The 15364-nt window shown below is 72.4% G+C and carries 19 protein-coding genes and 1 tRNA gene; 7 read left to right on the top strand and 13 right to left on the bottom strand.

Translation table 11 applies throughout. From position 1 onward, the window contains the following. Window positions 1-87: 87 nt before the first annotated feature. The 9 genes from ASG28_RS13665 to ASG28_RS13625 form a co-directional block, all read right to left on the bottom strand. Window positions 88-387: a hypothetical protein gene (locus ASG28_RS13665; RefSeq protein WP_055976142.1), complete on the bottom strand. Its 300-nt coding sequence runs from the start codon at window positions 385-387 to the stop codon at window positions 88-90. Continuing rightward, a complete protein-coding gene (locus tag ASG28_RS13660; RefSeq protein ID WP_055976138.1) occupies window positions 384-2576 on the bottom strand; it encodes a glycohydrolase toxin TNT-related protein in 2193 nt (730 codons plus the stop codon). The genes ASG28_RS13665 and ASG28_RS13660 overlap by 4 nt, the downstream gene beginning before the upstream one ends. Next, entirely contained in the window at window positions 2573-2965 is a 393-nt protein-coding gene (locus tag ASG28_RS13655; protein ID WP_055976135.1) for a DUF6507 family protein, read from the bottom strand. The genes ASG28_RS13660 and ASG28_RS13655 overlap by 4 nt, the downstream gene beginning before the upstream one ends. Continuing rightward, window positions 2962-3414: a hypothetical protein gene (locus ASG28_RS16535; RefSeq protein WP_055976132.1), complete on the bottom strand. Its 453-nt coding sequence runs from the start codon at window positions 3412-3414 to the stop codon at window positions 2962-2964. The genes ASG28_RS13655 and ASG28_RS16535 overlap by 4 nt, the downstream gene beginning before the upstream one ends. Beyond that, entirely contained in the window at window positions 3404-4546 is a 1143-nt protein-coding gene (locus tag ASG28_RS13645) for a DUF6177 family protein (RefSeq protein WP_055976129.1), read from the bottom strand. Before ASG28_RS13645 ends, ASG28_RS16535 begins: the two co-directional genes overlap by 11 nt. A gap of 157 nt (window positions 4547-4703) precedes the next feature. Next, a tRNA-Gly gene (locus tag ASG28_RS13640) sits at window positions 4704-4774 on the bottom strand. Between the two features lie 166 nt (window positions 4775-4940). Then, the gene (locus ASG28_RS13635) at window positions 4941-5444 is read right to left on the bottom strand and encodes a hypothetical protein (protein WP_055976126.1); all 504 of its coding nucleotides are present in this window, start codon (window positions 5442-5444) and stop codon (window positions 4941-4943) included. Continuing rightward, window positions 5441-6094: a hypothetical protein gene (locus tag ASG28_RS13630; RefSeq protein ID WP_055976123.1), complete on the bottom strand. Its 654-nt coding sequence runs from the start codon at window positions 6092-6094 to the stop codon at window positions 5441-5443. Before ASG28_RS13630 ends, ASG28_RS13635 begins: the two co-directional genes overlap by 4 nt. Next, window positions 6091-6645 carry an RNA polymerase sigma factor gene (locus ASG28_RS13625; protein ID WP_055976120.1) on the bottom strand — a complete coding sequence of 185 codons (555 nt, stop codon included), beginning with the start codon at window positions 6643-6645 and terminating at the stop codon, window positions 6091-6093. Before ASG28_RS13625 ends, ASG28_RS13630 begins: the two co-directional genes overlap by 4 nt. A gap of 241 nt (window positions 6646-6886) precedes the next feature. Between ASG28_RS13625 and ASG28_RS13620 the strand changes: the two genes are divergently transcribed. Genes ASG28_RS13620 through ASG28_RS13600 form a run of 5 tightly spaced genes read left to right on the top strand, consistent with a single transcriptional unit; the run spans window position 6887 to window position 9189 of the window. After that, window positions 6887-7396, top strand: a complete 510-nt coding sequence (locus ASG28_RS13620) for an Asp23/Gls24 family envelope stress response protein (protein ID WP_055976117.1) — start codon at window positions 6887-6889, stop codon at window positions 7394-7396. Continuing rightward, a complete protein-coding gene (locus tag ASG28_RS13615; RefSeq protein WP_055976113.1) occupies window positions 7393-7584 on the top strand; it encodes a DUF2273 domain-containing protein in 192 nt (63 codons plus the stop codon). Before ASG28_RS13620 ends, ASG28_RS13615 begins: the two co-directional genes overlap by 4 nt. Continuing rightward, window positions 7581-7988, top strand: coding sequence for a hypothetical protein (locus ASG28_RS13610; RefSeq protein ID WP_055976110.1), 408 nt, complete (start codon window positions 7581-7583; stop codon window positions 7986-7988). Before ASG28_RS13615 ends, ASG28_RS13610 begins: the two co-directional genes overlap by 4 nt. After that, window positions 7985-8575: a hypothetical protein gene (locus ASG28_RS13605; RefSeq protein ID WP_055976107.1), complete on the top strand. Its 591-nt coding sequence runs from the start codon at window positions 7985-7987 to the stop codon at window positions 8573-8575. The genes ASG28_RS13610 and ASG28_RS13605 overlap by 4 nt, the downstream gene beginning before the upstream one ends. Next, window positions 8572-9189 (top strand): hypothetical protein, encoded by a 618-nt coding sequence (locus ASG28_RS13600; RefSeq protein ID WP_055976104.1) that lies wholly within the window; start codon window positions 8572-8574, stop codon window positions 9187-9189. Before ASG28_RS13605 ends, ASG28_RS13600 begins: the two co-directional genes overlap by 4 nt. A gap of 98 nt (window positions 9190-9287) precedes the next feature. Here ASG28_RS13600 and ASG28_RS13595 read toward each other — a convergent pair whose 3' ends face one another. After that, window positions 9288-10268, bottom strand: coding sequence for an NAD(P)H-quinone oxidoreductase (locus ASG28_RS13595; RefSeq protein WP_055976101.1), 981 nt, complete (start codon window positions 10266-10268; stop codon window positions 9288-9290). A 49-nt stretch (window positions 10269-10317) separates the two neighbouring features. On the opposite strand from ASG28_RS13595, the gene dcd reads away from it, so the two are divergent. Further along, the gene (gene dcd, locus ASG28_RS13590) at window positions 10318-10905 is read left to right on the top strand and encodes a dCTP deaminase (RefSeq protein WP_055976097.1); all 588 of its coding nucleotides are present in this window, start codon (window positions 10318-10320) and stop codon (window positions 10903-10905) included. 347 nt (window positions 10906-11252) lie between these two features. On the opposite strand, the gene ASG28_RS13585 is transcribed toward dcd, so the two are convergent. Continuing rightward, on the bottom strand, window positions 11253-12302 hold the full coding sequence (locus ASG28_RS13585; protein WP_157485747.1) for a helix-turn-helix transcriptional regulator: 1050 nt from the start codon (window positions 12300-12302) through the stop codon (window positions 11253-11255). A 179-nt stretch (window positions 12303-12481) separates the two neighbouring features. On the opposite strand from ASG28_RS13585, the gene ASG28_RS13580 reads away from it, so the two are divergent. Beyond that, window positions 12482-13519 carry an aldo/keto reductase gene (locus ASG28_RS13580; RefSeq protein WP_055976092.1) on the top strand — a complete coding sequence of 346 codons (1038 nt, stop codon included), beginning with the start codon at window positions 12482-12484 and terminating at the stop codon, window positions 13517-13519. A gap of 242 nt (window positions 13520-13761) precedes the next feature. Here the strand turns inward: ASG28_RS13580 and ASG28_RS13575 are convergent, their stop codons facing one another. Both ASG28_RS13575 and ASG28_RS13570 read right to left on the bottom strand, forming a co-directional pair. Continuing rightward, entirely contained in the window at window positions 13762-14607 is an 846-nt protein-coding gene (locus tag ASG28_RS13575; RefSeq protein WP_055976089.1) for a tryptophan-rich sensory protein, read from the bottom strand. Between the two features lie 138 nt (window positions 14608-14745). Beyond that, entirely contained in the window at window positions 14746-15207 is a 462-nt protein-coding gene (locus ASG28_RS13570; protein ID WP_235452366.1) for a DUF3817 domain-containing protein, read from the bottom strand. Window positions 15208-15364 lie beyond the last annotated feature (157 nt).

Here is a 15364-nt window from a genome sequence, read left to right as displayed (position 1 = left end):
ACTCCAGTGTCGTCCGATCTCGTCGACGTCCGGCTTTCCGTCCGACAAACGCATGACGTAGAAAGCTCCGGCCACCGGACCAACTCGTCAACTCTGCCCAGCGGCCCGGCGGCGGGCTGCCAGCTCGGCATCGATCTCTGCGATTCGTGCCATGTTGCGCAAGAGGCGAATGAAATCGGCGCTCGCAGCCTCTTGATCACCGTAAGTCCGAACGCTCTGCTCCTCGACGAGTCCTCGCTCATCGACGAAGAACGTGGTCCAGATCTCAGCTTTCTTGGCGATGACGAGGGCATAAGGCTTGCTCGCCTCAGGATCACCGATCACGTAATTGAGGTGACCGAGCCCGAGGGCCCGCACCTGCGACTCCAGAGATTCCATGCTGCTCATGCGGACGGCACCTTCACTTCTTCGACCAGTCCAAGACGCATGAAGTCCTGGACGCTCATGGGGAGCAGGAGCTGGACCCCGCCACCACTCTGCCCGAACCCGGGAGCAATGGGCCCGCGCATGAGATGCATGTCGTCCCAGGTCTTCCGATGGTTCGACATCGACAGGTCGAACCGCTCGCGGGTCAGGGCATCGCTTCGATCGTAGGCACCGCGGATGTCTCCGAGGTCACCCTTAGTCCTGTAGACGTGCTCGATGGCTGGATCGGGCACCCAAGGCGTCGCCCGCTGCTCGTGCGTGAACGGAACGCCACTGTCAGGGACAGGTGAGACGAAGACGCCATCGGCCGACCCCGCCCTGTCGAACAAGGTGCCGTCAGGGATGTACGGATCGACCTCGACGATGGGGACCTTGTTCTCGTCGACCGCGAATCCTTTCCAAGGGATGTCCGTCCAGTCGACCTTGCCGTCTGTGCCGAGGAATCGGACGTCGGCGGGGACACGCTGGTCGGCGGGCCATGCACCGCCCTCACGGAACTCTCTGGCGGCCTCTCGGTTGATCACGTCCAGGTAGTTCGCGAGTTGCTCCCGGGTCATTCCGCTTCGATCCACTGCGCTCGGTGTGGTTGTGCCACTCGAGCCAGGGGCGTCGCCGCCCGAGCCGCCCGTTCCGGCATCGCCGTCGGCGTGACCGGGCTGGTCGGCCGCGGGGGCGTCGTCGGCGTGACCCGCGCCTCCTGCGTCGTCACGGATGGGAGGGGCGGACGCGTCGTCGGCGTGACCCGCGCCATCTGCGTCGTCACGGACAGGCGGGGCCGACGCGTCGTCGCGAACGGGCGGGGCGGCCGCGTCGTCACCGCGGATGGGCCCGGGCGTCGTGTTGGGGCCGTCGACGCGGGTGGGCGGCGGCGCGAGGCCGTCGGCGCGGACGCCGACGACGTCGTCGAGCCGGGCGACCTGCTCGTCGAAGCGCGAGGGCGCGGCGTCCGGCCCACGACCGGCCGAGCCGTGCCCTCCGGTCAGCAGACGCGTGGTCTCCGACATGGCGTTCAGGGCGTGACCCGCGTGTGTCAGGCCGATCCGCGACAGGGAACCCTCGGGGGCACGGAGCGCAGCTCGTTCCGCGGCGCCACCGAGCCGTGCGAGGCCCGTCGCCGCCTTCGTCCCGCCGACGGCTGCGCCTCCGACCGGGACGAAGAACGAGGCCACGCCGAGGGTGGCGTAGGTGCCGGCCGCGACCGGGTCCTCGTCGTACATCTCGGGCGTGCCCACGATGCCCTGCGTGACGCCCTCGATCGTGGTGCGGTACCAGTCGACGGCCGGCTGGGCGGCCGCCGGCACCGTGCCGGGAGGTGCGTACGCCAGCGCGATCGTCGCCGGACTCGTGATCGCGATGGCCCCGAGCCCCTGGAGCAGGCCGCCCCAGGCCTCGAGGCCGAACTCCTTGGTGACGCCCGTGCCGCCCTGGATGTCCCAACCCACCAGGGCACCGGCGCCGTAGGCCGCCTCGGCGATGAACATGCCGAGACCCGTGCCCATCGACTCGGAACAGGTCTTGTGCGGGTCGCCCGGGGCGCCGTAGGGCAGGTCCTTCATCGAGTCGAGCTGCTCAGCCGACAGGCCGACCTGCTCGGGGAAGCACATCGGGTCGGTGCGCAACGCGTTGATGCCGTTCTCGCACTCGGCTCGGGCCGCATCGATCTTGGCGACCTCGGCGTTCACCTCGCCGAGCAACTCGTCGTTGCGGTTGCGCGAGGGGATGTGGTCGTACCACTCGACCGTGGTCTCGTCGGGCCCGCTCGAGATGTACGAGTTGTAGCTCTCGGTGCTGTAGGTGACGCCGCCGGACACCTCGGCGGTGAAGGCCTCGGCCTCGGTGACGAGCTCCTTGAGCCGGGCGACGGGCGCGGCGACGGCCGTGGCGAGGTCGTCGAGCAACGTCGCGACCTGGCCGAACGTGTCACCGAGGGTCTGCGTGCTCGTGCCGACCGGGTCCATGGCGACGAACAACTGCTCGGCCTCGGGCGCCGCGTAGACGCCCGACAGCCCGGACCAGGAGGTGACGACGCCCGCACCCTTCTCGGCGATGGCGGTCGCCGTGCTGCGGAAGGTGGCGGCGGACGTCGAGATCGCCGCCGGGTCGATGGTGACGCCGGGGATCGCACCGGGGACGATCAGCGAGGGGCTCATCGCGGCACCCCCGGGGTCGAGACGGGCGGGATGCCGGCGGCGCTCTGCTCGCTCGCCAGCGCGGGTGCCTCGGCGGCCGCCGTCACGGCGGCGGACTGGGCGTTCGCCGCCATCTCCTCGTCGCCGGCGACGTAGGCGATGGTCGCCTCGGCGGCACCTGTGCCGCACGACTCGATGCGGTTCACGACCGACGTGAGGGTCGTCGCCTCGGACTCGATCAGCCCCAGCACCGCGTTGGCGACACCGACGAGCAGGTCGCCGACGCCACCGCTCAGCTCCTCGTGACCGGTCGCGAGGCCGCCCGCGGCCGTGCCGAGCTCGCCGGCCGAGACCTGGACGTCGGCCAGGACCGCCTGCACACCGCTGGGTGAGATCGACCACGAGCTCATGAGTGTGCCCCTTCGTTCGTGGTCGCGGGCGCGGCCGTCGCGGGCGCAGCCGTCGCGGGCGCAGCCGTCGCGGGCGCAGCCGTCGCGGGCGCAGCCGTCGCGGGCCTCGGCCCGCCCGGCACCGCCTCGACCACGACCCGCCCCCCGGTGTTGCGGACGAGCGCCTGGACGACCGCGTCCGACACCGGATCGGTGCCCGGCGCGTACGCCTCGGTCAGCCAGCTGCCCGCCTCGACGTCCACCCCGAGCAGGACGGAGGCGTCGGCCGGGTCCTCGACGTAGGTGCTGCGCACGATGGCCAGCACGAGCCCGTCGTCGGTCGCGATCTGCAGCCCGCCGCCGTTCCAGAGCTTGCCGAGGCCGAGGTACGGGTCGATCTCGGCGGCTGCGCGGGCACCGTCGACGGCGGTCACGGGCTCGGGCGTCACCACGGTGTACTCACGAGGCACGGCGCACCCCCGGCGGGGTCATCGCGGCGAGGATCTCGTCGGCACCGACGACCTCGACCGCGTCGGCGAAACGGTGCCAGCGGGCTGCGGCGGCGGCACCGTCGACAGCACCAGCACCAGCACCGGCACCGACCTCGGCGTCACCGGCCGGCCCCTCGTAGAACGACACGAGCACCGACGGCGTCCGCGACGACCCGAGCACCCGTCCACCCACCCGACGGACCAGGCCCTCGACGTCCAGCTGCATGCCCCGAACGCTCCGGGCCCCGATGACGGCGGCGAGCGGCTGCGGTGCCACCCGGTCGTGGGCGGACACCGTCGCGTCGGCTCGGCCGGACATCGACCACGCCGTGGCCAGGAAGACCTGCTGTCGACCGGCCACGTCGGCGAGGGCGTCCGCGACGACGCCCGGCGCGACGGCACCGGTCACGACGATGCGGGTCTCCTCGATCACCCCGTCGTCGCTGCGCGCGATGCGCACCCAGCCCCGGTACCTCGGCCCGGAGGCGTCGCCGCCGGCCACGTGGAACCGCGTCTCGGACGGCATGCGGCTGCGCGCGGCGGCCGTGAAGAAGTCGCGGTCCCAGGCCGTGGTGGCCGGTTCGGTCGTCCCCCACAGGGTTCGTGTGCCGGGCGCGAGCGCCTCGACGAGTCGTTCGAGCGTCCCGCCGAGTCGGGCCTCGGCCCGTGCCCGGTGGTGGGTGACGACGGCGAGCTGCGTCCACGGGACGGCGTCGGGGTCGACGGTGCGCCCCTCGTCGAGCCGGACCGCCGACGGTGCCTCGTCCTGCGGCAGCGGGTAGCCGTCCTCGGTCACGCCGAGCCCGTGCGCCGGCGAGCGCACCGGCTCGAGCGTGATCGCCCGACGCAACGAACCGTCGGAGGCGCGGGTCAGCCAGACCCCGCCGAGCACGTCGAGCAGGTGGAACAGCGAGTACGTGAGCCGTGATTCCGGGGCGGTGACGAGCGCGACGCGGGTGCCCGGCCCGGCACAGTCGACGAAGAGGGCCGAGAGGCCGCTCGACACCCCGACGACGGGCTTGCTCGACCGCGACTCGACCCAGCCGGGCCCGTGCGTGTCGAGCATCGGATGCAGCAACGAGACGGTCGTCGTGGCGTCGTCGTCGGTCATGGCTTCCCCCCGGTAGCGGCGACGTCCATCGTACGGGGACGGTGCACGCGGCCGCCGTCGGCCGAACGCCCCACGAGCGCGTACCCCGATGACGCGGGAAGAGACCTGACGGCGGTGACCAGGCCGTCAGCCCGACCGTCGCGTGAGACGAGAAGAGAGCGAGTGACGGGAATCGAACCCGCGCTATCAGCTTGGGAAGCTGAAGTTCTACCATTGAACTACACTCGCGCGGCGCCTCGAGGGCGCGTCAGACCACTATAGCGGCCCGCGCCTCCGGTGCTCCCTGTGGCCTGCCGAGCGTGTGGCACCGCCGAACGGGCGTCGCACCGCCGAAGTCGACGGTGCGACGTCCATCAGGCGGTGCGACTCCACGCAGCACCGGCAGGAGGCGCGCTCAGGCCCCGGTCGCGACCGAGACGATGCGCAGGTCGACCGAGGCCGGCGGAACGGGCTCCCCGCTCACCCGGTCGAGCAGCGCCTGGGCGACCGCACGGGCCACGAGGGGCCCGGAGCCGCTCTCGTCGACCGCGATGTCGAGGGTGATGCGGGTCTCGAGGTCGGCCACGGCGATGCCGACGAGCGGCACGGGTCGCCCGGGTGCGGCGGCCTCGGCCGAGGCCGGGTCGGCACGCTCGGCATCCGGGACGTCGGACGCGGCCGACGCACCCGCCTCGGCCGCGACCGAGTCGTCGCTCTGCACGGTGGAGCCCACGACCCCTCCGCCCCCGACGACGGTGCTCAGCCCCTGCAGGGCCGACCGCACGACGCTCCCGAAGCCGGGCCGTGCCCGGACGTGCACGACGCCGTCGACCGACGCGGCGATCTCGCCGAGCTCGGCGGCGAGCAGGGACAGGTCGGCCGGGCTGATGGGGGCCCGCAGGCCGTCCTCGTCGCTCATGCCGCGCCTCCTTCGCTCTGCAGGTGGACGTCGTCCACGACGACGTCCACGCTCTCGAGGGTCAGTTCGGTCTGACGGGACAGGCTCGACGACACGGCCGCCTGGACCGCCTCGGCGAGCGCCGGCAGCGGCTCGCCGAACAGGCCGCTGACGACGACCTCGACCCGGACCAACGCCCCGGGAACGCTGACGTCGCCGTGGATCGTGCACGAGATGACCATGGCGCCCTCGACGCCGTCGCCGGCCTCGCGGATGAGCGCCCGCACGGCGCCCTCGGTGATGTGCAGGGTGGAACGCTCGTCGATCGAGGCGAGCGGGATCTGCCGCCCGGCCCGCGACTCGAGGCGCACGCGGTCCATCACGCCCGAGATCCAGCTCGGGTCGGGTGCAGGGGTCGCTGCGGCGTCGGACTCGAGCAGCCGGGCGCCCATCGCCCGGAGGCGCTCGAGGGCGGCGAGCTGGGCCCGGGCCTCGGGCGACTCCTCGATCTCGGGGTCGTAGGGCTGCCGACCGGCGTCGAGGTAGTCGACGAGACGTTCGGGCGAGACGCCGTCGTCGGCACCCTCGACGGCCTCGCCCAGGTCGACGGGCACGTCGGGCGGGGTCGGGTCTTCGTGGGCATGGTCGGTGCCGTGAGGACGGTCACTCATCGCCAGGCCTCCATCTCGCGGGTCAGTGTCTCTCGGGCCCGGGCGAGCTGCCCCCGGACCGCGGTCACGGTGGTGCCGGTCCGTTCGGCGATCTCGGTGTACGACTCGCCTCCGACCTCGCGCAGCGCCCACACCTGCCGTTGGGAGGCAGGCAGTCGAGCCAGTGCCGCACGCAACGCCTCCATGGCGTCGTTCGACGACGCCAGGCGCTCCGGATCGGTCGTCGGCGTCGCCGAGGCCAGCTCGAGGTCGTCGACGTCGTCGGTGAGGCGTCGCGAGCGGATCAGGTCGAAGGCCTTCCGCGACACGATGCGCATCATCCAGCCCTTGGCCGCGGCGGGCGTCTGCAGCGTGGGCAGTTCGCGCCAGATCGTGATGGACGCCTCCTGCACCGCGTCGGTCGCGTCGGCCCGTGAGCCGGTCAACCGGGTGGCGTATGCCGTCATCAGCCCGAGATGGCGTCGCAGCAGCACCTCGAAGGCCCGCTCGTCGCCCTCGGCGGCGCGCGACGCGAGCACGGCGTCGGAAGCCTCGGTCAGGTCTGCCGACATGCCCGCCCCCTCTGCTGCTGCGTCCGCCCGGGCCCCCAGGACGAGGAGGCGCGGGTCGCGACCCGTGGAAAAGTGCCGACGAGTTCCGTGACGTTCGGGCCCCGGAACGCGTCCCATCCATGGATACACCGGAATCAGCGGGAACGGGACGCCCGTTCCCGGACTCGTCGGGTGGCTCGTCGGGTAAGACCGAGGGGTGACGCCGACCCGTCACGCATCATCCGAGCAGAAGGAGACACCGATGGCCCCCACCGACAAGACCCCGAAGAGCACCGTCCCCGGCAGCACCGCTCCCAGCCGCGTCGACAAGGCGCCGGGCACGACCACGGCGGCCAGCGCCTCCTCGTCCCCCGTCGGCGTCTCCGTCACGCCGGGCAAGACGGTCGTCGCCGACGGCGTCGTCGCCAAGGTCGCGGGCATCGCCGCCCGTGAGGTGCCCGGCGTCTTCGCCCTCGGTGGCGGCACGGCCCGGGCGTTCGGCGCCCTGCGCGACGTCATCGGCACGACCGACCTCGGTCAGGGCGTGCGCGTCGAGGTGGGCGAGACCCAGGTCGCCGCCGACGTCACGATCGTCGTCGAGTACCCGGCCCCCATGCACACGGTCGCCGAGCAGGTGCGTGCCGCCGTGGCCCGGACGATCGAGCAGCTCGTGGGCATGGAGGTCGCCGAGGTGAACGTCGCGATCAACGACGTCCACATCCCCGGTGACGACGCCGACGACGACTCCACGCGCGAGAGCCGCGTCTCGTGACCGCCACCACCACGGGCATGGCCGTCGGCGCCGTGCTCGCCGTCTCGGCCCTGGCCTTCGGCTTCTGGGGCCTCGTGCTCGTCGCGGTCTTCATCGCCGTCGGGGCGCTCGTCGGACGCGTGGTCTCGGGTGAGACCGACGTGAAGGGCCTGCTCGACGCCCTGCGCGGACGGCGCTCGTCGTCATGACCGCCGCCGCCACCGCCTCCTCCGCCGTCGAGCGCACGCCGGCTGCCTCCGGCGACGTCCGCGGCACGGGTCCCGTCGTCGCCGGGCACGTCAGCATCCCCGGCAAGGTGCTGCAGAAGGTGGCCACGGCCGTCGTCGCCGAGACCCTGCGCGTCCGTCGGGCCGACGTCCGCGTCGAGGCGGCGGACGATGCCGGGCAGCTCGCCCTGCGCGTCTCGACGCCGGTGCGCGTGCCCATGCTCTCCGAGGCCATGACGATGCCCGAGGGCGGGGTCGTCGCCGTCGTGCGCGACCTGCAGTCCACCCTGACCCGCCGGGTCTCCGACCTCGCGGGGCGGACCGTGTCCCGCGTGGACGTGACGGTCAGCGGCAGCCGCCTCGAGCGGACGGGGCACACCTCGTGAGCGAGATCGACCCCGGCCTGTACCGCCGCGTCCTGCGGCGCGAGCTGCACTCCTCCCGTTCGGGCAGCACCATCGTCGTGCTCGTGCTGCTGACGCTCGTCGTCGGGTACGTCGGCGTCGAGGCCGTCTACGCCGCACTCGGGCGACCGGCTCTGCTCTTCTCCCCGGTCGACGTCCTCGCGACGCTGACCTCGTCCGTCGACGGCGGCGGCACGTCGGGACACGTGCTCGGCGCGGGTGTCGTCGCAGCGCTCGTCGGGCTCGTCCTCGTCGCCCTGGCCGTCACGGCCGGCCGCCGCGGACGCCACACCATCGACGACGACCGCGTGGCGGTCGTGGTCGACGACCGCGTCATCGCCTCGTCCCTCGCCCGGACCGCCCGCACATCGGGTCGCCTGTCCGAGCAGCAGGTCTCGGCCTGGGTCTCGAGACGCCGGGCGCAGATCGACCTCACGCCGTCCTCGGGCCTCACGGTCGACGACGCCGCGGTCGGCTCCGCGGCCCGTGCCGAGCTCGAGTCCGTCGCCTATCGCCCGGCCCTGTCGGCCCGGGTCCGCACCACCGATCAGGGACGGCTCGGCGCATGACCTCCAGCAACCGGTTCGCGAACCGCCTCTTCCTGTTCGTCGTCGGGCTCGTCACCGTGGCCGTGGGCGTGTTCCTCGTGATCGTCGCCCTGCCCGGCGGCGGTGCGCTGCGCGACCTGCTGTCGCCCGCGTCGTCGGCCGTCGACGACGCGGTGGCGACGACGCCGATCGACCCGACCGGCGGGACGGGCGGCAGCTGGCTGCCGCTGGCCCTCGCCCTGCTCTGCCTGCTGCTGGTGATCGTCTTCGTCGTCGCGATCTTCGCCCACGGGCACGGTCGCACCGACAGCGTCGTCGTCCACGATGACCCGACCGGCTCGATCGCCGTGTCGAGCTCGTTCGCCGACACCGCCGTCACCGACGCACTTCGCGACCGACGCGACGTGGCCTCGGTCGGCGTCTCGGCGTGGACGGTCACGGGCCGACCCGCCCTCAAGGTGCGCGTCCGGCTGACGGCGGGGTCGTCCCCGGCTCCCGTGGTCGCGGCGGCGTCCGACGTCGCCCGCGGACTCGACCGCGTGCTGGGCGAGACCGTGCCCGTGCTCGTCGAGATCACCGGAGCCTCGGCGGTGCGCAAGGGAAGGGCGACGACCGCGCGTCCGTCGGAGCGGTAGCGCAGGGTCGCGCGGTACTCCGAGTTGGTCGCGACCTTCCGGCCGGTGATCACTTTCGAAGGTGAGCGGCACGTCGTGACATCTCGGCAGGCCCAGCCTCAGCGGACGGCGAGCAGGATCTTGCCGCTGTGCCCGCCGGACTCCATGCGCTTGTGGGCCGTGGCGACGAACTCGAGCGGGTAGACGCTGTCGAGCACCGGTCGCACCGACCCGGCCTCGACCAGAGGCCAGACGTGCTCGCGCACCTCGGCCATGATCGCGCGGCGTTCGTCGAGGGGGCGGGCGCGCAGCGTGGTGGCCCAGACCCGACCGCGCTTGGCCATCAGGCGCGACAGGTCGATCGTGGCCGACGGGCCGCCCTGCACGGCGATCACCATGACCCGGCCGTTCACGGCGAGGGCCTCGACGTCGCGGGCGATGTAGTCGCCACCGACCAGGTCGAGCACGACGTCGACGCCGCGGCCCTCGGTCAGCTCGTCGACGACCGCGACGAAGTCCTCGGTCTTGTAGTCGATGCCGCGCGCGGCGCCGAGCTGTTCGCAGAACGACGTCTTGTCGGCCGTCCCGGCGGTGGCGTAGACGGTCGAGCCGAGCGCCACGGCCATCTGGATCGCGATCGAGCCGACGCCGCTGGCGCCGCCGTGGACGAGCAGGGTCTCGCCCGGCTTCAGCCCGGCGCTCATGAATACGTTCGACCAGACGGTGGCGACGGCCTCGGGCAGGCCCGCCGCCTCGACGAGGTCGACGCCGCGCGGCAGGGGCAGCACCAGGCCCTCGTCGACCTGCACGCGGTCGGCGTAACCACCGCCCGGCAACAGGGCGACGACGTAGTCGCCGACGGCCGCCGCCGTGACGTGCTCGCCGATCGAGACGACGGTGCCGCTGACCTCGAGCCCGGGCCAGCCGGGCGCCCCGGCGGGCGACGGGTAGTGCCCCTCGCGCTGGTTGACGTCGGCGCGGTTGACGCCCGCGGCGGCGACGTCGATCACGACCTCGCGGGGGCCGGGCACCGGCTCGGCGACCTCGGAGACGACGAGGGCGGAGGGCCCTCCGGGCACGGGGACGGTGATGGCACGCATGCGTCCATCCTCCCCCCGTGGCCCGGCACGCGCTGACTAGTCTTGTCGCGTGCTGCTCTCCGACCGCGACATCAAGCTCGAACTCGACGCCGGCCGAATCGGCCTCGACCCCTACGACCCGACGCTGATCCAGCCGTCGAGCATCGACGTGCGGCTCGACCGGTTGTTCCGGCTCTTCGACAACCACAAGTACCCGTTCATCGACCCGGCCGCGGACCAGCCCGAGCTGACCCGCCTGGTCGAGGCGAAGGCCGACGAGCCGTTCATCCTGCACCCGGGCGAGTTCGTGCTGGGCAGCACCTACGAGTTCGTCACCCTGCCAGACGACGTCGCGGCCCGCCTCGAGGGCAAGAGCTCGCTCGGGCGCCTCGGCCTGCTGACCCACTCGACCGCGGGGTTCATCGACCCCGGCTTCGGCGGGCACGTCACGCTCGAACTGTCGAACGTCGCCACCCTGCCGATCAAGCTCTGGCCCGGCATGAAGATCGGCCAGCTCTGCTTCTTCAAGCTCAGCTCGCCCGCCGAGCACCCCTACGGTTCGTCCGAGTACGGCTCGCGCTACCAGGGCCAGCGCGGCCCGACCGCCAGCCGGTCGTTCCGGGGCTTCGTGCACACGGACGTCTCCGCGCGCGACTGACCGCCGCGGGCTCGCGACTGATCGCGGTGCGTTCCCGCCGCGCTGGCCCCGCGTCGGCGCCGCGCGTTCGCGCCGCGCTCGTCGAGAAGGCAGGAGGCGCGGGCCGCGTCCCCGACGGACGCCCCCTCCGGAGACGAGAAAGGGGTGCGGAAGGAACCCGACTCCCTCCGCACCCCGGCGACACGAGAGAAACCCGACGTCGATCTCGTGCGCTGTGACTCGCGGTCCTGAACCTTTCACCGCGAGGCCATTTCATTCTGCGGCTCTCCGCTCCTCGGGCAAACCCGGCAATGTCCGAAAAACGAAATGAAAGCTCAGCTTGCGAAGCGGTGGCAAAAAGTCACCCGTCACCCTTCGAGGGTGTCGCGGGGTGACCGCCCGAACTCGGCCGTGTACTGGGCCGCGAAGCGGCCCGCGTGGGCGAAACCCCAGCTGAGCGCCACGCCCGCGACGGTGTGGCCGAGGGTCGGATCGGCCATGACGAGGTCCCCGTGCGCGCCGCGCAGCCGCGCCCGCCGCAGTTCGGCCATGGGCGTCGAGTCGAGGTGGCGACGGAACGCCAGCTGCAGGGCGCGGGGGGTCACCCGAGCCGCCTCGGCGATCTCGACGACGCCGATGTCGTCGTGCGCGTGCTGCTCGATGTAGTCGCGAGCCCGACGCACGGTCGACGGGAGGGGCGTGACACCGTCGTCGCCGCCCACGCCGACGACGTTCGTCTCGAACGTCTCGAGGTAGGCCGCGACGAGCGACCGGAACGCCGAGCCCCGCACCAAGGAGCTCGCCATCGCCGCGTCGTTGCGGATCACGTTCTCGTGGACGTGGACCACGAGTTCGGACCAGTAGCGGGCCATCGCCGCGGACACCGCCTCGGTGGCCGTCGACCGGAGGCCCCCCGGGGCCGCGAGCCGCATGGCGCCCAACTCACGCTCGACGGCAGCGCGGTCGAGCAGCACCTGACCGAGCACGAGGTCGAACGACTCCATGACCTTCGCCTCGTGCGAGGGAAAGGCGAAGGGGGCACCGGGGTCGACGCGGATCTCTTGGTCGCGGGTGCGTAGCGACAGCCGGCCCGCCATCACCCCGCCGGCCACGAGGAACCCGGCGGGCTCGCTCTCGGTCAGCAGCCGGCCACGCCGGTACTCGAAGCGACACAGCGCGAACCGCGTCTCGCCCGAGACGGCCCGGCTGTAGACGAACGGCTCGGGACCACTGCCCTCGAGCCGGGTGATCTTGTAGTTCTTGCGGATCAGGGCGTGCGCGACGTCCCGGTCGGTGGTGGTGACGCTGCGGACCCGCGGGTCGACGTGCGCCGCGAGCGGCACCGACGACGAGTCGGGCAGGTGGGTCGAGGCTGATCCGGCGGTTGCTGCCGCCGCCTCGGGTGAGACTGATGACACGGTCGTTCCCCTCGGGTGGGACGGTGACCCGGGGTGGTTGGTCCCGGGCCGGTCGGGCCCGACGTCGGCGTCGGACGACCATCCCGAGATTATCCACCAGGTGGACGGGAGGCACCCCACGAACGGGGGGGCTTGTCAAGGCCCCGCCGGTGTGTTCTGCCCGGGCGTAGCGTCGGGTCATGGACTACAGAACCCTCGGAAATAGTGGAGCCTCGGTGTCGGAGCTGACCCTCGGCACCATGACCTTCGGCGCCGAAGCCGACGAACCGACCTCGCACGACATCCTCGACGCCTTCGTGGCGGGCGGCGGCACACTCGTCGACACCGCCGACGTCTACAGCGCCGGCACCAGCGAGACCATCATCGGCCGGTGGCTGGCGAGCCACCCCACCGACGCCGACCAGGTGGTGCTCGCGACCAAGGGACGCTTCCCCATGGGCGACGGGCCGAACGACGTCGGCCTGTCGCGTCGTCACCTCGCGAAGGCCCTCGACGCCTCGCTGACCCGGCTCGGCGTGGAGCACGTCGACCTCTACCAGATGCACGCCTGGGACCACCTCACCCCGATCGACGAGACCCTGCGATTCCTCGACGACGCGATCAGCGCCGGCAAGATCGGCTACTACGGCTTCTCGAACTACCTCGGCTGGCAGGTGACGAAGGCCGTCGGACGGGCCGAGGCCCTCGGGTTCGCCCCGCCCGTCACGCTGCAGCCGCAGTACAACCTCCTGGTCCGCGACATCGAGCACGAGGTCGTGCCGGCCTCGCTCGACGCGGGCATCGGGCTGCTGCCCTGGTCGCCGCTCGCCGGCGGCTGGCTGAGCGGCAAGTACGTCCGCGACCAGGCACCCACCGGTGCCACCCGCCTCGGCGAGGACCCGAAGCGGGGCATGGAGGCCTGGGAGGCGCGCAACGCGGACGAGCGCACCTGGACCGTCCTCGACGCGGTCACCTCGATCGCCTCGGCGCACGACGCCTCGGCCTCGCAGGTCGCGCTGGCCTGGTTGCTGCGTCAGCCCGCGGTGACCTCGGTGATCCTCGGTGCGCGCACGGTCGAGCAGCTCGACGACAACGTCGGTTCGTCGGCGCTGGCCGCGGTCCTCACCGACGACGAGGTCGCCCGGCTCACCGCGGCGAGCGCACCCCGCGTCGACGACTACCCCTACGGCACGGCAGGCGTCGCCCAGCGCGACCGCAAGATCACCGGCGGCCGCTGACCAGGAGGCGCGCCGCGCCTCCTGCGGGCACCGCGCCTCCTGCAATCCCCACACGACGCCAGGAGATGGTCACCGCGCCAGGCTTTCCCTTGGCGTCGTGACCATCTCGCGGTGCGGTGCGGCGGCACACGTAGCCGAGCATCCCGCCACGAAGTAAAGATCCCGCCACGCGATCCTGTGGCGGGATCTTCACTCCGTGGCGGCGTGGCCTCCCCGAGCAGGGCGGTTCGGCGGACGGGGGCTCAGCGCTGCAGCGACGCGGTGGCGCCGACGCGGCCGCGGGCCGCCCGGACGGCGATCGTGACGACCAGCACGACGACGGCGGCGACGATCGCGGCCACCCCGGCGACGACGTTCTCGGGTTCGCCGGTCAGGCGGCCGACGGCGATCCAGGCGAGTCCCCACGACAGTGACAGGGCCGGAGCGATGCGGCCGCGGCCGGCGAAAGCCAGCACGACGCCGACGAGAGCGGCCACGCCGAGCACCACCGACGACCAGAACCCGGCCGCGAAACCGAAGCCGTCGAAGCCCGCGTCGACCAGGCCGGCGGCGATGTTGGCGACGGTCGCGACGCTGACCCACCCGAGGTAGAGGCCGAGCGTGCCGTCGGTGACGACCGCGTCGACCGATCCGCTCGACGCGGTGTGGAACAGGATGACGAAGATGCGCGCGAGCACGAGCAGCAGCGCGACGATCACGACGGCACCCAGCCAGACGCTGCCGAGCTGGACGGCGGCGAACAGCCACGCCGCGTTGAGCAGCAGCGAGGCCGCGACCCAGTAGCCCAGGCGGCGGTGCCGGGTGACGGCGCGCTGACCGGGGAGGGCCTGGTGGATCGCGTACGCGACGAGGCCGAGGTAGATGACGCTCCAGATGCTGAAGGCCGTGGTCGCGGGGGCGACGGTGGTGGCGGTCGCGCTGAGGGCGCCGCCCGCCGCGTCGGAGACCGAGACGCCGCCGAAGGCGCCCGAACCGTAGGCGGCCAGCACGATCGCGAGCACCGCGGTGACGACCACGACGATCTGGCGGACGACGTCGCGCGACGTCGCGGGGTCGGCAGGGGCTCGGGTGCTGGTGTCCGTGGTCATGCGGTGGACGCTAGTCGCGCCTGCCCCCCGATCTCTTAGTTGCTAAGAGGATTGTCAGGGAGCGACGACCGGCAGACCACGATGTCGGGCACACCCCGATGTCGGGCACACCCGAGGAGGCGCGGTGCGGACGGGCGGTCAGCCCACCTGCACGGGCGGCCCCGCGATCAGCAGCACCACGAAGACGACGACCACGGCGACGACCAGCAGCACGAGGGCGAGGACGAGGTGCCCGAGCATCCAGCGCAACAGGCGGTCGAGGGGACGTCGGTCGCGCGGGTCGTCGGTCGCCGTGCGGCGCCAGGCACCGGCGAGGAGGCCGCGGCGGTCGATCCAGCGCTCGACGGGCAACGAGGCGAACGGCACGACGGCGCTGGCGAGGGCGGCAAGGGTCACGCCGCCCGACCAGCGCTGGTTCACCGCGACGACGACGCCCGCGACGAGGTACGCGAGGAACACGAAGCCGTGGATCGGCCCGGCGACGCTGACCGGCCAGTCGCCGACCCCCACCGCGTACTTGAGGATCATGCCCGCGATGAGCAGCGACCAGGTCACCACCTCGGCGACGGCGAACGAACGGAAGAGGGTGCGAGGCGACACGAGCTGCTCCTGGTGAGGGGCCGACGGGGACCCGTCCATGCTCGCAGCCCCCGCCTGGGCGCCGCCCCTGCCCCTGCTCGGGCTCGGGCTCGGGCTCGGCGAGATGTCACGACTTGCCGCTCACTTTCAGAGGTGAGCGGCAAGTCGTGACATCTCG

This window comes from Frigoribacterium sp. Leaf415 (assembly GCF_001424645.1).
Lineage (GTDB): Bacteria > Actinomycetota > Actinomycetes > Actinomycetales > Microbacteriaceae > Frigoribacterium.
This window is presented reverse-complemented; position numbering and strand designations above follow the sequence as displayed.